Origin of the sequence: Bradyrhizobium sp. STM 3843, from assembly GCF_000239815.1 — a bacterium.
Taxonomy (GTDB): Bacteria; Pseudomonadota; Alphaproteobacteria; order Rhizobiales; family Xanthobacteraceae; genus Bradyrhizobium.
Genome location: NZ_CAFK01000146.1, coordinates 56,575 through 73,571 on the forward strand (window position 1 = coordinate 56,575; position 16,997 = coordinate 73,571).

20 protein-coding genes are annotated in these 16,997 nt (G+C 63.5%); 14 read left to right on the forward strand and 6 right to left on the reverse strand.

Annotated elements, in window-relative coordinates:
- Nucleotides 1-2: 2 nt before the first annotated feature.
- Nucleotides 3-293, forward strand: coding sequence for a translation initiation factor IF-1 (infA, locus tag BRAS3843_RS16900; protein WP_008970176.1), 291 nt, complete (start codon nucleotides 3-5; stop codon nucleotides 291-293).
- 292 nt (nucleotides 294-585) lie between these two features.
- Complete coding sequence (locus BRAS3843_RS16905; RefSeq protein ID WP_006612155.1) at nucleotides 586-798, forward strand: cold-shock protein; 213 nt, start codon at nucleotides 586-588, stop codon at nucleotides 796-798.
- A gap of 130 nt (nucleotides 799-928) precedes the next feature.
- Here BRAS3843_RS16905 and BRAS3843_RS16910 read toward each other — a convergent pair whose 3' ends face one another.
- The 4 genes from BRAS3843_RS16910 to BRAS3843_RS16925 all read right to left on the reverse strand — a co-directional run bounded on the left by BRAS3843_RS16910 (nucleotide 929) and on the right by BRAS3843_RS16925 (nucleotide 3,816).
- Nucleotides 929-1,501, reverse strand: a complete 573-nt coding sequence (locus BRAS3843_RS16910) for a TadE/TadG family type IV pilus assembly protein (protein ID WP_050886450.1) — start codon at nucleotides 1,499-1,501, stop codon at nucleotides 929-931.
- A 34-nt stretch (nucleotides 1,502-1,535) separates the two neighbouring features.
- Nucleotides 1,536-2,084 carry a TadE family protein gene (locus BRAS3843_RS16915; protein ID WP_008970179.1) on the reverse strand — a complete coding sequence of 183 codons (549 nt, stop codon included), beginning with the start codon at nucleotides 2,082-2,084 and terminating at the stop codon, nucleotides 1,536-1,538.
- A gap of 244 nt (nucleotides 2,085-2,328) precedes the next feature.
- Entirely contained in the window at nucleotides 2,329-2,835 is a 507-nt protein-coding gene (locus BRAS3843_RS16920; protein WP_008970180.1) for a pilus assembly protein N-terminal domain-containing protein, read from the reverse strand.
- A 153-nt stretch (nucleotides 2,836-2,988) separates the two neighbouring features.
- Nucleotides 2,989-3,816 carry a sterol desaturase family protein gene (locus BRAS3843_RS16925; protein WP_008970181.1) on the reverse strand — a complete coding sequence of 276 codons (828 nt, stop codon included), beginning with the start codon at nucleotides 3,814-3,816 and terminating at the stop codon, nucleotides 2,989-2,991.
- 465 nt (nucleotides 3,817-4,281) lie between these two features.
- Here BRAS3843_RS16925 and BRAS3843_RS16930 point away from each other — a divergent pair, with 465 nt between their 5' ends.
- The 10 genes from BRAS3843_RS16930 to BRAS3843_RS16970 all read left to right on the forward strand — a co-directional run bounded on the left by BRAS3843_RS16930 (nucleotide 4,282) and on the right by BRAS3843_RS16970 (nucleotide 13,352).
- On the forward strand, nucleotides 4,282-4,446 hold the full coding sequence (locus BRAS3843_RS16930) for a Flp family type IVb pilin (RefSeq protein ID WP_008970183.1): 165 nt from the start codon (nucleotides 4,282-4,284) through the stop codon (nucleotides 4,444-4,446).
- A 79-nt stretch (nucleotides 4,447-4,525) separates the two neighbouring features.
- Nucleotides 4,526-4,660, forward strand: coding sequence for a hypothetical protein (locus BRAS3843_RS42515; RefSeq protein ID WP_008970184.1), 135 nt, complete (start codon nucleotides 4,526-4,528; stop codon nucleotides 4,658-4,660).
- 113 nt (nucleotides 4,661-4,773) lie between these two features.
- Nucleotides 4,774-5,298: a prepilin peptidase gene (locus BRAS3843_RS16935; RefSeq protein ID WP_008970185.1), complete on the forward strand. Its 525-nt coding sequence runs from the start codon at nucleotides 4,774-4,776 to the stop codon at nucleotides 5,296-5,298.
- Nucleotides 5,299-5,558: 260 nt separating this feature from the next.
- Nucleotides 5,559-6,353 (forward strand): Flp pilus assembly protein CpaB, encoded by a 795-nt coding sequence (cpaB, locus tag BRAS3843_RS16940; RefSeq protein ID WP_035981946.1) that lies wholly within the window; start codon nucleotides 5,559-5,561, stop codon nucleotides 6,351-6,353.
- 17 nt (nucleotides 6,354-6,370) lie between these two features.
- Nucleotides 6,371-7,849 (forward strand): type II and III secretion system protein family protein, encoded by a 1,479-nt coding sequence (locus BRAS3843_RS16945; protein ID WP_008970187.1) that lies wholly within the window; start codon nucleotides 6,371-6,373, stop codon nucleotides 7,847-7,849.
- 23 nt (nucleotides 7,850-7,872) lie between these two features.
- Nucleotides 7,873-8,613, forward strand: a complete 741-nt coding sequence (locus BRAS3843_RS16950; RefSeq protein ID WP_008970188.1) for a CpaD family pilus assembly protein — start codon at nucleotides 7,873-7,875, stop codon at nucleotides 8,611-8,613.
- Nucleotides 8,610-9,878: an AAA family ATPase gene (locus tag BRAS3843_RS16955; RefSeq protein ID WP_008970189.1), complete on the forward strand. Its 1,269-nt coding sequence runs from the start codon at nucleotides 8,610-8,612 to the stop codon at nucleotides 9,876-9,878. The genes BRAS3843_RS16950 and BRAS3843_RS16955 overlap by 4 nt, the downstream gene beginning before the upstream one ends.
- Before the next feature lie 25 nt (nucleotides 9,879-9,903).
- A complete protein-coding gene (locus BRAS3843_RS16960) occupies nucleotides 9,904-11,379 on the forward strand; it encodes a CpaF family protein (RefSeq protein ID WP_008970191.1) in 1,476 nt (491 codons plus the stop codon).
- Nucleotides 11,380-11,390: 11 nt separating this feature from the next.
- Nucleotides 11,391-12,368 carry a type II secretion system F family protein gene (locus tag BRAS3843_RS16965; RefSeq protein ID WP_008970192.1) on the forward strand — a complete coding sequence of 326 codons (978 nt, stop codon included), beginning with the start codon at nucleotides 11,391-11,393 and terminating at the stop codon, nucleotides 12,366-12,368.
- A gap of 9 nt (nucleotides 12,369-12,377) precedes the next feature.
- Nucleotides 12,378-13,352 (forward strand): type II secretion system F family protein, encoded by a 975-nt coding sequence (locus tag BRAS3843_RS16970; protein WP_008970193.1) that lies wholly within the window; start codon nucleotides 12,378-12,380, stop codon nucleotides 13,350-13,352.
- 28 nt (nucleotides 13,353-13,380) lie between these two features.
- On the opposite strand, the gene BRAS3843_RS16975 is transcribed toward BRAS3843_RS16970, so the two are convergent.
- Both BRAS3843_RS16975 and BRAS3843_RS16980 read right to left on the reverse strand, forming a co-directional pair.
- Nucleotides 13,381-14,190 carry a tetratricopeptide repeat protein gene (locus BRAS3843_RS16975; RefSeq protein ID WP_035981932.1) on the reverse strand — a complete coding sequence of 270 codons (810 nt, stop codon included), beginning with the start codon at nucleotides 14,188-14,190 and terminating at the stop codon, nucleotides 13,381-13,383.
- Nucleotides 14,191-14,348: 158 nt separating this feature from the next.
- Nucleotides 14,349-14,552: a hypothetical protein gene (locus BRAS3843_RS16980; RefSeq protein ID WP_008970196.1), complete on the reverse strand. Its 204-nt coding sequence runs from the start codon at nucleotides 14,550-14,552 to the stop codon at nucleotides 14,349-14,351.
- A gap of 177 nt (nucleotides 14,553-14,729) precedes the next feature.
- Between BRAS3843_RS16980 and BRAS3843_RS16985 the strand changes: the two genes are divergently transcribed.
- Both BRAS3843_RS16985 and BRAS3843_RS16990 read left to right on the forward strand, forming a co-directional pair.
- Nucleotides 14,730-16,112, forward strand: coding sequence for a leucyl aminopeptidase family protein (locus tag BRAS3843_RS16985; protein ID WP_008970197.1), 1,383 nt, complete (start codon nucleotides 14,730-14,732; stop codon nucleotides 16,110-16,112).
- Entirely contained in the window at nucleotides 16,105-16,947 is an 843-nt protein-coding gene (locus BRAS3843_RS16990; protein ID WP_008970198.1) for an NlpC/P60 family protein, read from the forward strand. Before BRAS3843_RS16985 ends, BRAS3843_RS16990 begins: the two co-directional genes overlap by 8 nt.
- Nucleotides 16,948-16,997: the final 50 nt, after the last annotated feature.

The following is a 16,997-nucleotide window of genomic DNA, read 5'->3' on the forward strand; positions in this document are numbered from 1 at the left end:
ACATGGCTAAGGAAGAGCTGATCCAGTTCGAAGGGCTGGTCACCGAAATCCTTCCCGACGCGCGCTATCGCGTGCAGCTCGATGCTGGGCACGAAATCGTTGCCTACACCGCCGGCAAGATGAAAAAGAATCGCATCAAGACGCTGGCCGGCGATCGCGTGACGGTCGAAATGTCGCCCTATGATCTGGAGAAAGGGCGCCTGATTTTCCGCCACAAGGACGAGCGCCCCAGTTCATCCGGCGCTCCCCCGCGCGGCGGGGCGCAGCGTGGCGGACAGTTCCGCCGCCGTTAGGCTTGGGCGGGGCATGTCCCCGCCCTGGTACGACGCGATTCCGCATGACAAGACCGTGTCGCAGGGGCGCGCCGCCCCGGCGGCGCGTTAAAAAATCGTGCGCGCTTGCGCAGCTCAGGATTGTTTTGGAAGCCTAATTCCCATAATATATCGGGCAATCGATTTTCGGCCGGACGACATTAGCTATTACCGGTATAGCCGGTTCAGACGCTGACGACCCTTCCAAAAATTCGATCTAACCAGCCCAGGAACCTGGGTTACGACATTTGATATCTGAGAAGGGACTACCCCCGTGAGCATGGGAACCGTGAAGTGGTTTAACGCAACCAAGGGCTACGGCTTCATTCAGCCGGACGATGGCGGCAATGACGTGTTCGTGCACATCAGCGCCGTCGAGCGCGCCGGCCTCGGCACGCTGCGCGAAGGCCAGAAGATCTCCTACGAGATCGTGGCGGATCGCCGTTCGGGCAAGTCGTCGGCCGACAATCTCCGCGCTGCCAACTGAACGGCAGCGCAGCCGGCGATCTCACAGGATCGCACGTGCAACTCAAACGAAAGGCCGCTCTCAGGCGGCCTTTTTTATTGCGTGCGGCCTTTTACGAGCGAAAACCGCCACGCACTTTCCGGATCATGCGTCAGCAGCCCGTCGCCGGCGCGAGGTAGACGCAGGTGGACTGCCGCGGCCGCGTGTAGGCCACGTCGCTCAAATTCACGCCGGTCTTGGCCATGACGTAACCGATCGTCGGCACGTATTGGTAGTTGACCTCGCTGAAGATCAGATAGGTGCCGCTCACCAGAAGGGCCGGGGGAATGCCGACAGGCGTGCCGGTCGCCCGCGGCGCCGACCCCTTGCTCCATTTCACGGTGGCCTGCATCGTTTTCGGATCGACATAGAGCTCGGTGATGGTCGAGTTCAACGGCGACGTCGCGTAGGGATACATGATCCCGCTCGATGCCGCGAAGAAGTTGGTGAAATCGGAATCGCCGACCGATGTCGATTGCGAGGTCAGGTCGGACAAGGTCCGCGCCATCAAAGTGACCTTGCGCTGGACCGCGATCGCCGAACAGAACTCCACGGTGCCGAAGAACATCACCAGCATGAGCGGCACGATGAAGGCGAACTCGGTCGCCGCAATGCCGCGGCAGTCCGCCGCGAGATCGCACACAAGACGCCGCAGGCGGCCGCTGAGCGCCGCCTCCAACCGCATGGCAGACATCATTGCACGCCCCTCGCCGACATCGTCAGTACGGCTCGTTCTTGAACGCCGCGGTCGCGACCAGCAGCCGCTTGCTTCCCGACAGGTTGGTGATGTTGTAGCCGAAGCCGGTCACGTAGATCGGCCATTGATAGAACAGCCGGACGACCACGATATCACCGGCGCCGCCGGGACTGTATTGCATGTTGTTGATGAAGTTGCCGCCGTTGTCGATCTGATTATTGATCGTGACGCTCGAAAACGACGAATAACTCTGAACATCGATATAGATCTTGCTGCAGTCGAACAGCACCGACACCTCGCTCTGACCGCACACATAGTTCGCAAACTGCTGCTGGGTGTAGGCCGCCTGCTGCGCCTGTCCGGTGAGAATCATACGCGCGGAATCCTGCGTGACCGTCTCCAGCACCTGACCCGCGAAGAACACAAGCGCCGTCTCGATGACTGCAAACAGGAGCGCAAAGAAGATCGGCGCGACCAGCGCGAACTCGACCGCAGCAGAAGCCCGACCGCTCCGCCGAAAACGGCGTAACAGCCTGCGGAGCGAGGCGCTCCAGGATATCGGTGAAACCATCAGCTGATCCGGGGTGGGAAGCTACCGTCTCGCCGAAGAAGTAGCCCAAACTTCTTGGCGAAATGTTTCCCATGGTGGAAATCAAGCGGCGGGGTCGATTAAGTCGATGCTAACCATACCTTCGCGCCGCCGCGGCCGCATCCGTTTGGCGCCGCATCGCCGCGCCCGGTTCGACCCGAATTGCCCGAGGAAATCTTTTCCACTGGAGCGCCACCGGCTTCAGATCGGCGGGACTAGCAGCCGATCAGTTGGTCTTGGAGCCGGCTGAGGCGCTGCTGCTGGCCTGACCGGACAGGGAGCTTGCCTGGTCCATGACCGACTTGAAGTAGGCCTCGCCGTCGCCCAGCGTGACCCGCCGCTGGCAGATCGGCATACAGCTATAGGTCTCGCGGCTGACGCCGCGATACACCGTCACGAGTTGATCGGTCGGGCCGGCCACCTGGATCTGCCGATCGACCAGGATCTGGCCGCTACGATCCATCGCGATGAAATTGGTCGCGCCATAACCTTTGCCGGTGACAATAAGGACACCACCGTTCTGCAGCGTGACATCGGCGATCAGCGGGTTGCCGACCACGATCGTCGCAACCCGGTCGGGCAGCTTGACCAGCTTGGCCTGGTCGACATTGACCGCGATGGCGCTGGGCGCCGGCTCCGCTAGCGTAGCGGTCGGCCAAAGCGCGGCCACGCTCGCAAGCGAATGCAGTCCAAACGAGAAACAGGCAAGGCGACGCAACAGACTGAACGACATTCTCGACCCCGGGACACTAACAAGCCGTCTCAAGCGATACGCAGCGGTGACGGCGCCCGACACCTGAGAATCTGCCCGCAATTGGTGAACGATCTGCAAACGCCGCCGCATTTCGCGAGCGACGCTGCACGGCTTTCTTCCTGCCTGCTTCGGCTAATGCCGGAACGGAAACGCAAGCTGACCAACGATCTCGCCGGGCATCTCGGCTTCGTCCTTGCCATAGTTTTCCGGCGTCCTGCCCTCGGGCATGCGGAAGGTGCCGAAAAGGATGTCCCAAATCGGAAAAGTGCCGGCGAAATTGGTATTGCCGCCGTCATCGATCGGCGTGTGATGCCAGCGGTGGAAGACCGGGGTGGCCAGAACGTATCTGAACGGCCCGAGCGTCCAATTCAGGTTTGCGTGCACGAAGGCCGAATGGAAGGTCGTGAACGGACCGACCCAGATCATCACATTCGGCGAAATGCCCGCCATCAGCAGGACGACGTCGGCGGCGATGGTGCCGAGGATCAGGTTGACCGGGTGGAAGCGTGCCGCCGAAATCCACTCGATCTCTTCGGAGGAGTGGTGAACGGCGTGGTACTTCCAGAACTCACCGCCGTGAAACAGTCGGTGCGACCAATACAGCATAAAGTCGGAGAGCACGAGAAACAGCAGGCCCTGCAGCCAGAGCGGCAGCTGCGCCAGCGGACCGTGGCCATTCTCGTAGAATGCGATCAGCTCATCCGCATCGTGGATCTTGAAAATGACGCCGGCGCCCAGCACGAGGAGACCGATCCGCAGCACGCGCGCGAATACCGGCACAAAGAACCAATAGACAATGTCGGTGGTGAGTTCGCGCTTGCGCCACCAGGGCTCGGCGGGGTTGCACGCCCAGAAATGGCTGAGCACGGAAAAGACGACGGCGAGCACAATCGTGACCGGCAAGACCTTCTCGATCGTCTCGCCGAGCATCACGACCACTTCCATGGGCAGGCTGGACATTAAGTCACCTCGCAGTACGGCTGGTGTCCGTCGACACTGATCATCTCGATGAGGTTGCAGCAAACTGAATATCAGAGCCGGGACACAGTGAGGCGTACTCCTCCGCGCTTAAGGAGCGGTGAACCTCCCCAGGACAGGAGAAGCATGCCTTTGATATTGCGTCGCGTACGCTGCTTCCTTCCGGCAGCGCCGCATGTGCTGCGAGCATCGATCAAGTCTCTATATTGATATTGCCCGGGCAGGCCGTTGTTGAGCGAGGCGATCCGGAGTCGGTCGTCTCAGATTTTTCGCAATGTCTTCATCGTAAATTTACTCTGCGCAACAACAGCCACTTGTCGCCGTGTTTGCGCGATCGAATTAACTACGCCGAAATTGTCGGCACCTAGGGTGGCCGCATGGTCACGGTGCTGAGAACGCCGGAACGACCAGATTAGTTCGACAGCCACGTGTACATGGAGCTACCTTATGAAGAATCTTCTTGCTCGTTTCGTGAAGGATGAGTCCGGCGCGACCGCGATCGAATACGGCCTGATCGCCGCCGGTATCTCGCTCGCGATCATTGCTGCGGTGAACGGCCTCGGCTCGAGCCTGAGCAGCAAGTTCAGCTCGATCAACACCTCGCTTAAGTAAGCGGTCGCCACGACCGAGCAACGAAGGCCCCGGCGACCCGGGGCCTTTATTGTTTCCACGTATTTCGGCGGACCGCGGTATGTTTGAATCGACTGCGACTGCGAGAGCGACGAAAAAGTCGCTTGCGGAGCCCGACGCGCCGCTGCGCTGGGTGTGTCTTGCGCTCGGGCTGGCGATCATTGCACTCGCCCTGCGGATCGCGAGCACATGGTGACCCCTCATCGGGCAGGGCCAAGACCTATGGTTGGCCGTTTCCCGATCCTTCATCTCTTGGCGTTAGACGTTGACTTGGCGCTCGTTCGCGCCGGCCGAACCACGTCCTGAGCCATGATTCTCGACCTTGCCCGCCTTCTGCTGTTTCCGGCCCTGATGGCGTTCGCAGCCGCGAGCGACCTCTTCACCATGACCATCTCGAACCGCGTCTCGCTGGCGCTGGCGGCTGGGTTTACCGTACTCGCGGTGTTGAGCGGCATGGGAGCCTACGATCTGCTGCTGCATCTCGCGGCCGGTACCGCGCTGCTCGTGATCGCGTTCGGCTGCTTTGCCTGCGGCTGGATCGGCGGCGGCGACGCCAAGGTCGCGGCCGCGGCGGCGCTGTGGTTCGGCTTCGGCCACCTGTTGAACTACCTGCTCTACGCCTCATTGTTCGGCGGCATCCTGACACTCGCCTTGCTGCAGTTCCGGCAATGGCCGCTGCCTTACGTGCTGGCTGGACAGCCCTGGCTGGCACGGCTGCACGCCAAAGAGACCGGCATTCCCTACGGCATCGCGCTCGCGCTCGGGGCGTTGATGATCTATCCGGACACGGATTGGGTGAAGGCCGTCGACCTCGCGCATTTCGTCGCACACTGAAACGCCGTAGCAACGCGGTGTTAAGGCGATTTAGATACGCCTCATTAACCATGCTTTGACGAATAACTGCTCAACTCCCATCACGGCGGCGCTGGTGTTTCGCCGCTGACATTCGCCTCCTCCTGGAGGAATTTGCGCGAATGTTGGCGCCAACGAAACGCCAGCTAACGGCTTAGGTGCTGGTGAAGCTTTGGGACTCGACGTTCGAACGTTGGATCCGGCTTCGCTAGTGTCGCAGCGTCATGTGGAAAGTGAAGCGTATGAATACCGCACGCATTATGGTCCTGACCATCGCTGTGGGTGCTGGCGGCGTGGCCGCCTATCTTGCGAGCGGATCGGACGATAGACCGGCCCCGGCGGCTCCCGTCGTGCAGCTCCAGACGGTCGACGTTCTCATCGCCAAAGCGGAGATCGGCCTCGGTCAGACGATCAAGCCTGAGGATCTGCAATGGCAGAGCTGGCCGTCGGCGACCGCGAGCAGCAGCTTCATCCGCCGCAACGATCGTCCCGATGCGACCAATCAGCTGACCGGCTCCATCGCGCGCGCCCCGTTCATTGCCGGCGAGCCGATCCGCGAGCAGAAGCTGGTCAAGGCGGACGGATCCGGCTTCATGGCGGCGATCCTGCCGAGCGGCATGCGCGCCGTCTCCACCGAGATTTCGCCGGAGACTGGCGCCGGCGGCTTCATCCTCCCGAACGATCGCGTCGACGTGCTGCTGACGCGCCGTATCAAAAATCCAGACCATCCCGAGCAACCCGACGTCTCCACCTCGGAGATCATCCTGGCGAATATCCGCGTGCTCGCGATCGATCAGGCGCCCAAGGAAAAAGAGGGCCAGACGACGGTGGTCGGCAAGACGGTTACGCTGGAACTGCGACCTGAGCAGACTTCGACTCTGACGGCCGCGCGCCAGGCCGGCACGCTGTCGCTGGCGCTGCGCTCGATGGCGGATGTCAATGTCGCCGAGAACAAGACCGATGAGGTCCGCACGAGCAGCGGGAACATTGCCGTCGTTCGCTACGGCGTTCCCAGCACCATGACGACGCAGAAGTGATCAAGAGGACTACCACTATGACAAGCAGCGAAAATCAGCGGCTCAGGCGGACCTGGATGGTTCGCGCGCTGTCGTTGTCCGCCGCCGCTGCGCTCAGCCTGAACCCGGCATTCGCGCCGGCAATCGCCGCCGACTATCGTCCGGCTGCGCCGGCGGCCGCCGACGGCCAGATGAATGCGCGCTTCCTGTCGCTCGGTGTCGGCAAATCCATCGTGATCGACCTGCCGCGCGACATCAAGGACGTGCTGGTCGCCGATCCCAAGATCGCCAACGCTGTAGTACGGTCCGCCCAGCGCGCCTACATCATCGGCGCTACTGTTGGGCAGACCAACATCATCTTCTTCGACGCCTCCGGTCAGCAGATCGCGGCCTATGACATCGCCGTCAAGCGCGACCTGAACGGCATGCGCGCTGCGTTGAAACAGCTGCTGCCCAACGCGGACATTCAGGTCGAAGGCCTCGCCGACAGCATCGTGCTGAGCGGCACGGCCGCAAGCCAGATCGAGGCACAGCAGGCCGGTGATCTCGCTGCACGACTTGCCGGCGGCTCCGACAAGGTGGTCAACTCGATCGCGGTGCGCGGCCGCGATCAGGTCATGCTCAAGGTCACGGTCGCCGAAGTCTCGCGCTCCATCGTCAAGCAGCTCGGAATCGACCTGTCCGGGCAGCTCAACTATGGCACCTCGGTGGTGAAGTTCAACAACTCCAACCCGTTCACCGCCAGCGGCAGCAACCTTGTCTCGAGCAACGCGGTCAGCGCCGCGTTCGGCTCCACGCCATCGGTCCAGGCCACGTTGCGCGCCATGGAAAGCGCGGGCGTGATCCGGACGCTCGCCGAGCCCAATCTGACGGCGCTCTCCGGCGAGTCCGCGACCTTCATCGCTGGCGGCGAATTCCCGGTGCCGGCCGGCTATTCGTGCGACCCGACGACCCATGTCTGTACCACCCAGATCAGCTTCAAGAAGTTCGGTATCTCGCTCAACTTCACCCCGATCGTGCTGAGCGAGGGGCGGATTTCGCTGCGGGTCATGACGGAAGTCTCGGAATTGTCGAACGAGAATTCGATCACCCTGTCGCAAGCGGTCAGCTCTTCGGTCACCAACTCGCTGACCGTTCCCGCGATCAAGACCCGCCGCGCCGAAACCAGCCTGGAAATTCCCTCCGGTGGTGCGATGGCCATGGCTGGCCTGATCCAGGACCAGACCAAGCAGGCGATCAACGGAATGCCCGGCTTGATGCAACTGCCGGTGTTGGGCGCGCTGTTCCGCAGCCGCGACTATGTCAACAATCAAACCGAGCTGATGGTGATCGTCACGCCCTACGTCGTTCGCGCAGTGGCCCAGAAGGATCTGTCGCGGCCCGATGACGGCTTTGCCGCCGTATCCGATCCGCAGGCCGATCTGCTCGGCAATATCAACCGCATCTACGGGGTACCGGGCGGCCGGGCCGAGACCGGACGCGGCTACCGCGGCACTTATGGCTTCATCACGGACTGAGCGTGGGACGAGGATTTGCACCGATGACCGAGAAAACTTCCCTCGCTCGCACCCGGCGGCTGCGGATATCGGCGGCGCTTGCCGGTACCGCCCTCATGTTGGGGGCCTGCAACCATACCAATGACGCGATCACGACCGCGAGCATTCCTGAGGATTATCGCCTGCGCCATCCGATTGCGGTCCAGGAAGCCAACGAATCCATGGTCGTTTTCGTCGGCGAGGGCCGCGGCGGCCTGACGGCGGAGCAGCGCGCCGATGTCATGGGACTTGCACAGGTCTGGCTTCACGAAGGCACCGGCGCGATCAGCGCCGATGTTCCGGTCCAGACGCCGAATGCGCGCGCTGCGGCCGATTCGATGCGCGAAATCCAGTCGCTGCTCGCTGCTGCCGGCGTGCCGCCGCATGCCGTCACGGTCCGCAACTATCACCCGAAGGATCCGCGCCTGCTTGCAGCGATCCGACTGAGCTACCCGCGGTTGTCCGCCACAGCCGGCCCCTGCGGCGTCTGGCCGGAGGATATTGGTCCATCGATCAAGAACAAGAGCTATTTCGAAAACCGTTCCTACTACAATTTCGGCTGCGCCAATCAGCGGAACCTGGCGGCGATGGTCGACAATCCCGCCGATCTGGTCCAGCCGCGGTCCGAGACACCGCCCTATACCGCGCGGCGCACCGCGCTGTTCGAGAAATATCGTAAGGGAACGGCAACCGCGATCACCTACCCCGATGCCGACAAGGCCAAACTGAGCGATACAGGAAAATGATCAGCTACGCCCGACAGACCACCGAGGAGCAGCCTGACGTCGTGCCGCCACCGGCCGACGATCACATCGCGCCTGCACCGCGCGTGTCGGTGCAGGCCTTCTGCGAGACGGTCGAGACCGCCGCCACGATCCAGGCGGCGGGCGAGGACCGTCGCCTCGGCAAGGCACATATCAAGATCCAGATGGGCGGCATGGCCGCCGCCGCCGAGGCCTATCGCTCAGCGCCGACCCCGAACGTGATCGTGCTGGAGACGGACGGCAGGACGGACATCCTCGCCGGCCTCGATCAACTCGCAACCGTCTGCGACCCCGGCACCCGCGTCGTGGTCATCGGTCGCATCAACGACGTTGCGCTGTACCGGGAGCTGGTCCGGCGCGGCGTCAGCGATTATGTGCTCGCCCCGGTCACCCCGCTCGACGTGGTCCGCTCGATCTGCAACCTGTTCTCGGCCCCCGAAGCCAAGGCGGTCGGCCGCATCGTTGCCGTCGTCGGCGCCAAAGGAGGCGTCGGCGCCTCGACCATTGCACACAATGTCGCCTGGGCGATCGCACGTGATCTTGCGATGGATTCCGTCGTGGCCGATCTCGACCTGGCCTTCGGTACCGCGGGTCTTGACTACAATCAGGACCCTCCGCAAGGGATCGCGGATGCGGTGTTCTCTCCCGACCGCATCGACATTGCCTTCATGGACCGCCTGCTGTCGAAATGCACCGACCATCTGAGCCTGCTCGCCGCCCCGGCAACGCTCGATCGCGTCTATGATTTCGGCACCGAAGCATTCGACGCAATCTTCGACACCTTGCGTGCGACGATGCCCTGCATCGTGCTCGACATCCCCCATCAATGGTCCGGCTGGACCAAGCGCGCGCTGGTCGGCGCTGACGACATCCTGATCGTCGCGGCGCCGGATCTCGCATCCTTGCGCAATACCAAGAACATCTTCGACCTGTTGAAAGCGGCACGGCCGAACGACCGGATGCCGCTCTACTGCCTGAACCAGGTCGGGGTGCCGAAGCGGCCCGAAATCAACGCCGGCGAATTTGCCAAGGCGATCGAAAGCCCGCCGGTCGTCACCATTCCGTTCGAGCCGCAGATCTTTGGAGCTGCGGCCAACAATGGCCAGATGATCGCGGAAATCGCCGCCAATCACCGGACCACCGAGATGTTTCTGCAAGTCGCGCAGCGTCTCACCGGTCGCAGCGAGACCAAGAAGCCGAAAGGCTCCTTCCTGTCACCCTTGATCGAAAAGTTGAGGGCGAAATAAGCGTCCCCGCGTGGAGTACTGAGTCGTGTTTGGTAAGCGTAGCGGATTAGACAGTGACACCCGGGCCATCAGGCCTGCCGCGCCCGCGCCGGAACCTGCTCCGGCGCCGGCAAGCGTGGCGCCGCGCACACTGGCGGCGCCGACGGTCTCGTCGCCGCCGCTGGCACCCGTAAGACAGCCGCCGCCTCCCCCGCCGGTGGTCGAAACCCGGCGTTCCGATAATTACTATCAGGTCAAGGCCACCATCTTCGGTGCGTTGATCGAGGCCATCGATCTCGCGCAGCTCGCCAAGCTCGACGGCGAGTCGGCACGCGAAGAAATCCGCGACATCGTGAACGAGATCATCGCGATCAAGAACATCGTGATGTCGATCGCCGAGCAGGAAGAACTGCTCGACGACATCTGCAATGACGTGCTCGGCTATGGCCCGCTCGAGCCACTGCTGGCGCGCGACGACATCGCCGACATCATGGTCAACGGTGCCGGCACGGTCTTTATCGAGGTCGCCGGCAAGATCCAGCGCACCGGCATCCGCTTCCGCGACAACCAGCAGCTGCTCAACATCTGCCAGCGCATCGTCAGCCAGGTCGGCCGGCGCGTCGATGAATCATCGCCGATCTGCGACGCTCGTCTGGCTGACGGCTCCCGCGTCAACGCCATCGTCCCGCCGCTGGCGATCGACGGTCCCGCGCTCACCATTCGTAAGTTCAAGAAGGACAAGCTGACGCTCGATCAGCTCGTCAAGTTCGGCGCAATCACGCCGGAGGGCGCCGAGATCCTGCAGATCATCGGCCGCTGCCGCTGCAACGTTCTGATCTCCGGCGGTACCGGTTCGGGCAAGACCACCCTGCTGAACTGCCTGACCAACTACATCGACCACGACGAACGCGTCATCACCTGCGAGGACGCCGCCGAGCTGCAGTTGCAGCAGCCTCACGTTGTCCGGCTGGAAACCCGGCCGCCCAATATCGAGGGCGAAGGCCAGGTCACGATGCGCGAACTGGTCCGAAACTGCCTGCGTATGCGCCCTGAACGCATCATCGTCGGCGAGGTCCGCGGCCCCGAAGCCTTCGACCTCCTGCAGGCGATGAACACCGGCCATGACGGCTCGATGGGCACCCTGCACGCCAACAATCCGCGCGAGGCGCTGTCGCGCTGCGAATCCATGATCACCATGGGCGGCTTTTCGCTTCCCTCGCGCACCATTCGCGAGATGATCTGCGCCTCGATCGACGTGATCATCCAGGCCGCGCGCCTGCGCGACGGCTCGCGCCGCATTACGCACATCACCGAGGTGATGGGCATGGAAGGCGACACCATCATCACCCAGGACGTCTTCCTGTACGACATGGTCGGCGAGGATGCGAACGGCAAGATCATCGGCCGGCATCGCTCGACCGGCATCGGGCGACCGCGGTTCTGGGAACGCGCCCGCTACTACGGCGAGGAAAAGCGTCTCGCCGCAGCGTTGGACGCTGCCGAAGTCGCCGCCAAGACCTGAGAAGGACTGCCATGAAGATCCAGGTTCTCGCCCTCGCTTTTCTGGCCGCCACCGCGATTGGCGGCATTGCCTGGGTGTTCCTTTATCCGATCCTTTCGGGCGAACGGAAAGCCGAAGCGCGCCGCAGTTCGGTGGCCAAGCAGGAGCCGGTCGTGGTCCGGCAGGCCGAGCGAACCCAGCGCTCGCGCCGTGAACAGGTCGAATCGTCGCTGAAGGACCTCGAGGCGCGCGCACAAAGAGAGAGCAAGGTCCCGCTGAGCATGCGCATCTCGCAGGCCGGGCTCGACTGGACCGTGCAGAAATTCTGGATCATCTCCGGCGTCCTCGGCCTCATCACCTGCGCAATTGCTTTCTTCGCCGGCGGCGGCCTGCTCGGGGCGCTCGGCCTCGGCTTCGCCGCGGGGTTCGGGCTGCCGCGCTGGGCCTTGAGCTTTCTGAAGAAGCGGCGCGAGAAGAAATTCCTGGCCGCGCTGCCCGACGCAGTCGACGTGATCGTGCGCGGCATCAAGGCCGGCCTGCCGCTGTTCGAATCGATCAAGGTGGTCGCAGCAGACTCGCCGGAGCCGCTGCGCGGCGAGTTCCTGGCGATCATCGAGACGCAGGCGATCGGAATGCCGCTTGGAGAAGCCTGCGCGCGGCTCTATGAGCGGATGCCGCTGCCGGAAGCAAATTTCTTCGGCATCGTCATCGCGATCCAGCAGAAGTCGGGCGGCAACCTGTCCGAGGCGCTCGGCAATCTCTCCAAGGTGCTGCGCGATCGCAAGAAAATGGCCGAGAAGATCCAGGCGATGTCGATGGAAGCCAAGGCTTCCGCCGGCATCATCGGCTCGCTGCCGCCGATCGTGATGCTGCTCGTCTACCTGAGCACCCCCGACTACATCTCGCTGTTGTGGACCCACCCGACCGGTCAATTGATGCTGGTCGGCTGCGTGATCTGGATGTCTATGGGCATCATGGTCATGAAGAAAATGATCAACTTCGACTTTTAAAGGCGCGCCATGGTCGATCTCCTCGTTACCAAACTTCATGACCCGCACTTCATGACCATGCTGTTCGCTGCGATCGCAGCGAGCGCGACCGTGTACACGCTGATCACGCCGTTGTTCGCCGGCGAAAACCTGAACAAGCGCATGAAGGCGGTCGCCAGTGAGCGTGAGCGCATCCGTCAGCGTGAGCGCGAGCGGATGAACGCCGGCGAGAAGGTCACGCTGCGCCAGACGCCGAAGCAGCTCGTTTCCAAGGTGGTCGAGGACTTCAATCTCACCAAATGGCTGGCGCAGGAGTCGGCGCGCGAGAAGCTCGTGATGGCCGGCTATCGCGGCCAGGCCCCTTACGTGACCTTCCTGTTCGCCCGCGCGGTCACCCCGATCGTGCTGTTTGTCGGCGCCGTGCTCTACGTCTTCGTCATCGCCCACATGCAAAAGTCGCTGCCGGTCAAGATCGGCATCTGCGTCGGCATGGCCTATCTCGGCCTGCAGGCGCCGATGCTGTTCCTGAAGAACGCGATCTCCAAGCGCCAGCTCTCGATCAAGCGCGCCTTCCCCGATGCGCTCGACCTGCTGCTGATCTGCATCGAATCCGGCATGTCGATCGAGGCTGCGTTCCGCAAGGTGTCGACCGAGATCGCCAGCCAGTCGATCGCGCTCTCGGAGGAGTTCACGCTGACGACCGCCGAACTGTCCTATCTGCAGGACCGCAAGGTGGCCTATGAGAATCTGGCCCGGCGCACCGGGCTCGAGGGCGTGAAGTCGGTCTGCCTGGCGCTCCAGCAGTCGGAGCGCTACGGCACGCCGCTCGGCCAGTCCCTGCGCGTGATGGCCCAGGAAAACCGCGACATGCGCATGAACGAGGCCGAGAAAAAGGCGGCCGCGCTGCCGCCGAAACTGACCGTGCCGATGATCCTGTTCTTCCTGCCGGTCCTGTTCGTCGTCATTCTCGGGCCGACCGGCATCAAGGTCGCGGCGATGCAGTAAGCCTCGGCCGCGGCCGAATGCGCCGCGGTCATTCCGGCTGATCGAGAGAGGCCATCGGAGCGCTGCGGCCGGTCTGCGGCTTGCCTTTGCCCTGCAGCATCTGCTTCAGATAGGCGACATTGGCCGCCGCCTCGTCAGGCGGAAGGTCGGCCCGGGCGATCTGCTCCGCCTCGCTGAAGCGGCCCTGCAAGCCGACCACCAGCGCCAGGTTCTGCCGGACGCGCGCATCCGCTTGTTGCGACGCATAGGCCTGGCGCAGCGCCTCTTCGGCCTTGGGCAGGTCCTTCGACAGCATGTATGAGAGCCCGAGGTTGGACAGCACCGAGGGCTCGCCAGGCACGATCTTGAGCGCGCTATCATAGTAGCGACGCGCCTCGTCGTGGCGTCCCATCTGGTCCAGCACAGTGCCCTGCACGGACAACAGCTTCCAATCCGGGTTGTCCGGCGAGTGCGCGCGGGACAGCACGTCGAAGGCAAGCTTGAAATTGCCGTTGTCGGCCAGCGCCCGTCCATAGGCGGCAAGCGCGGCCTTGTTGCCGGGATTGGCAAGCGTCGCCTGTTCGAGCACAGCGACAGCTTGCTCCCGCTGGCCATTGTTGCGCAGCGCCTGCCCATAGGCGATCGCGGCATTGGCGTCCTTGGGGTTGGCGCGATAACGATCGCCATAGACCTCGACCGCCTGCTGCGGCGTGGCAGGTGGCGGCGGCTGGGCGCTGGTCCTCGCGCCCAACGATCCCGTGATGTCGGACATGGTCTGGCAGCCGCCGAGCCCGGCGGCAAGGAGAGCGGTCAAGGCCGCTGAGGCGAGAAGCCGGGGCATGGAAGGCTGCTGACGCATGTCACTCGGACGTGAAGACCAACGGGGAACCGACCGCGCCAGCAATAAACTGTTAACGCTAACGGCGGGTTAACGCGGCCATTCTTGCCGTGCCGGCCCCCCAGCACTTCCGATGGGGTGTCCAGGATCATCGGCGCCCTCTCCTGAACGGGCGCCCCCTAATAGTCGATCGCGAGCCGTTTCCTGACCTCGTCGATGCGCTTTTCGAGCGCATCGAAGCGGGCGTGAATGGCACGGTCGTGGAGATAGAAAATGTAGCCCAGCGCCGCGAGGCCGAAGATCCAATGGTGCGTTTCGAGATAGCCCAGCACGGCCTCGATCCCCCGCCCCAGATAGCTCACGACCTCGATGAGCGTCTCCATGAAATCTCTCCCTGGCTATTGACCGCCTCCACCGGAGCTGGGCGTGGCGGCACATCCTCTTGCTCCGGAACCTAGCATATCGAGGACAGCCGCCGGCCGCCTTGAGAAGCTCGGATTGCAGTGGCAGCCAGACTCTGCGACATCTGCATTCAATCCGCCCCGCCTCGAGGGACCAGCATGCCATCGATCTTCGACACCGCCGCCGCTTCATCGGCCATTCCGATCACCTTCGCGACCACATCGACCTGGCCCGCGATCCGCGACGGTCTGTCCGATGAAGCCCGCCGGTTCGCAACCGCCAACGGCTTTGCCGCCAAGCCCGGCGCCTGCCTGATCCTCCCCGCGCCCGACGGCCAGATCGCACAGGTGCTGTTCGGGCTCGAGGACGAGACCGCCAAACACAAGGATTTGTTCCGGCCGGGAGCGCTTGCCGGCGTTCTGCCCGCGGGCACCTACCGCTTCGCCAACACGCCGCATGACGCGCGGCTGGCTGCGCTTGCCTTGGCGCTCGGCAGCTATCGCTTCACGCGTTACCGCAAGGCGGATGCGCCCGACGTCCGGCTCGCCTTGCCCGATGGATTGGACGCCGCCGAGCTCGCACGCGTCGCCGACGCGGCCACGCTTGCCCGCGACCTCGTCAATACGCCCTCCAACGACATGGGCCCGGTCGAGCTGGCCCTGGCGGCACAGCAACTGGCCGAACGCCACGGCGCGCGCTTCCGCTGCGTCGTCGGCGACGAACTGGTCCAGCAGAACTTTCCCCTGATCCACGCCGTCGGCATGGCGTCGACCCGCGCGCCGCGGCTGATCGAGCTCCTCTGGGGCGATCCGACCCATCCCAAGGTCACTCTGGTCGGCAAGGGTGTCTGCTTCGATTCCGGCGGGCTCGACCTGAAGACCTCGAGCGGCATGCTGCTGATGAAAAAGGACATGGGCGGTGCCGCCAACGTGCTGGCACTGGCGCAGATGGTGATGGATGCGAAGTTGAAGGTCCGGCTGCGGGTGCTGATCCCCGCGGTCGAGAACGCCGTCTCCGGCTGCGCCTTCCGTCCGCTCGACGTCTTCGCCTCGCGCAAGGGCATCACGGTCGAGATCGGCAACACCGATGCGGAGGGGCGCCTGATCCTCGCCGACGCGCTGGCCTATGCCGATGAGGAGACGCCTGATCTTCTGATCGACATGGGCACCCTGACCGGCGCCGCGCGCGTTGCGCTGGGGCCCGAACTGCCGCCGTTCTACACCCAGGACGAGGCGCTCGCGGCGGATGTCGCGCGCTGCGCGGCGGCGGAGAACGATCCGCTGTGGCGGATGCCGCTGTGGGCGCCGTATGATTCCTGGCTCGACTCCAAGGTCGCGACCATCAACAACGCGCCGTCGAACGGCTTCGCCGGCTCGATCACCTGCGCGCTGTTCCTGCAGCGCTTCGTCGCGCAAGCCAAGAGCTGGCTGCATCTCGACATCTATGCCTGGACGCCATCTTCCAAGCCCGGGCGGCCCGAAGGCGGCGAGTGCCAGGGCGCCCGCGCGCTCTACAAATTGTTGAGCGAGCGCTATGGCTGATCCGCGCCTCACGCCGGCCCGCGGCGACATCGCCGCGAAATTCCTCGAAGGCAAGGTTGACGCCGCGCGTTTCGTCGAGGGCGACACCTTCGAAGTGCGCGACGCGATCGCACCGCTGCGCGCACAGCCGCTTGCCGGCGCAGAGCAGATGACGCAGGCGCTCAAGGGCGAACGAGTCACGATCTATGATCGCAACGGTGAGGGCTGGGCCTGGGGCCAGCTCGAAGCCGATGGTTACGTCGGATGGATTCCGGAGGCTGCGCTCGCCAAGCTTTCCAACACCACGCACCAGATCGCCGCGTTGCGCACATTTGCGTTTCCGGGGTCATCCATCAAACTCCCGCCGATTGAGACCCTGGTGCTGGGGTCTAAAATCATGGTCACCCGTGAGGACGACAGCTTCGTCGTGACCTCCGAAGGCTGGTTCGTGCCAAAACAGCATGTCGTTCCGCTCGGCACCATCGAGCCCGACTATGTCGCCGTCGCCGAGCGCTTCGTCGGTACGCCCTATCTGTGGGGCGGCAAGAGCAGTCTCGGCATCGATTGCTCGGGCCTGGTGCAGATCTCAATGAACACGGCCGGCATGGAGTGCCCGCGCGACAGCGACATGCAGCAGGCCGCGCTCGGGCGACCAGTCGATGACTCCGACACCAAATCGCTGCAGCGTGGCGACCTGATCTTCTGGAAAGGCCACGTCGCGATCGTGCGCGATGCCGAGACGATCGTGCACGCCAATGCGTTTCATATGGCCACCGTGGTCGAAGACGCTCGCGAGGCCGTCGCGCGGATCAAGGCGGCGGGCAGCCAGGTGCTGACGATCCGGCGGATGGGATAATCCGTGTGGAGCACATCTGAGAAATACATCGCCAGTATTTGCGCAGATGG

Coding starts and splice junctions, on each gene's coding strand:
- BRAS3843_RS16990 (WP_008970198.1), top strand. CDS start 16,105: ATGGCTGATCCGCGCCTCACGCCGGCCCGCGGCGACATCGCCGCGAAA.
- BRAS3843_RS16950 (WP_008970188.1), top strand. CDS start 7,873: ATGACCGAGAAAACTTCCCTCGCTCGCACCCGGCGGCTGCGGATATCG.
- BRAS3843_RS16975 (WP_035981932.1), bottom strand. CDS start 14,190: ATGCGTCAGCAGCCTTCCATGCCCCGGCTTCTCGCCTCAGCGGCCTTG.
- BRAS3843_RS16985 (WP_008970197.1), top strand. CDS start 14,730: ATGCCATCGATCTTCGACACCGCCGCCGCTTCATCGGCCATTCCGATC.
- BRAS3843_RS16945 (WP_008970187.1), top strand. CDS start 6,371: ATGACAAGCAGCGAAAATCAGCGGCTCAGGCGGACCTGGATGGTTCGC.
- BRAS3843_RS42515 (WP_008970184.1), top strand. CDS start 4,526: ATGTTTGAATCGACTGCGACTGCGAGAGCGACGAAAAAGTCGCTTGCG.
- BRAS3843_RS16980 (WP_008970196.1), bottom strand. CDS start 14,552: ATGGAGACGCTCATCGAGGTCGTGAGCTATCTGGGGCGGGGGATCGAG.
- BRAS3843_RS16920 (WP_008970180.1), bottom strand. CDS start 2,835: ATGTCGTTCAGTCTGTTGCGTCGCCTTGCCTGTTTCTCGTTTGGACTG.
- BRAS3843_RS16910 (WP_050886450.1), bottom strand. CDS start 1,501: ATGCGGTTGGAGGCGGCGCTCAGCGGCCGCCTGCGGCGTCTTGTGTGC.
- BRAS3843_RS16955 (WP_008970189.1), top strand. CDS start 8,610: ATGATCAGCTACGCCCGACAGACCACCGAGGAGCAGCCTGACGTCGTG.
- infA (WP_008970176.1), top strand. CDS start 3: ATGGCTAAGGAAGAGCTGATCCAGTTCGAAGGGCTGGTCACCGAAATC.
- BRAS3843_RS16965 (WP_008970192.1), top strand. CDS start 11,391: ATGAAGATCCAGGTTCTCGCCCTCGCTTTTCTGGCCGCCACCGCGATT.
- BRAS3843_RS16915 (WP_008970179.1), bottom strand. CDS start 2,084: ATGGTTTCACCGATATCCTGGAGCGCCTCGCTCCGCAGGCTGTTACGC.
- cpaB (WP_035981946.1), top strand. CDS start 5,559: ATGAATACCGCACGCATTATGGTCCTGACCATCGCTGTGGGTGCTGGC.
- BRAS3843_RS16935 (WP_008970185.1), top strand. CDS start 4,774: ATGATTCTCGACCTTGCCCGCCTTCTGCTGTTTCCGGCCCTGATGGCG.
- BRAS3843_RS16970 (WP_008970193.1), top strand. CDS start 12,378: ATGGTCGATCTCCTCGTTACCAAACTTCATGACCCGCACTTCATGACC.
- BRAS3843_RS16925 (WP_008970181.1), bottom strand. CDS start 3,816: ATGTCCAGCCTGCCCATGGAAGTGGTCGTGATGCTCGGCGAGACGATC.
- BRAS3843_RS16930 (WP_008970183.1), top strand. CDS start 4,282: ATGAAGAATCTTCTTGCTCGTTTCGTGAAGGATGAGTCCGGCGCGACC.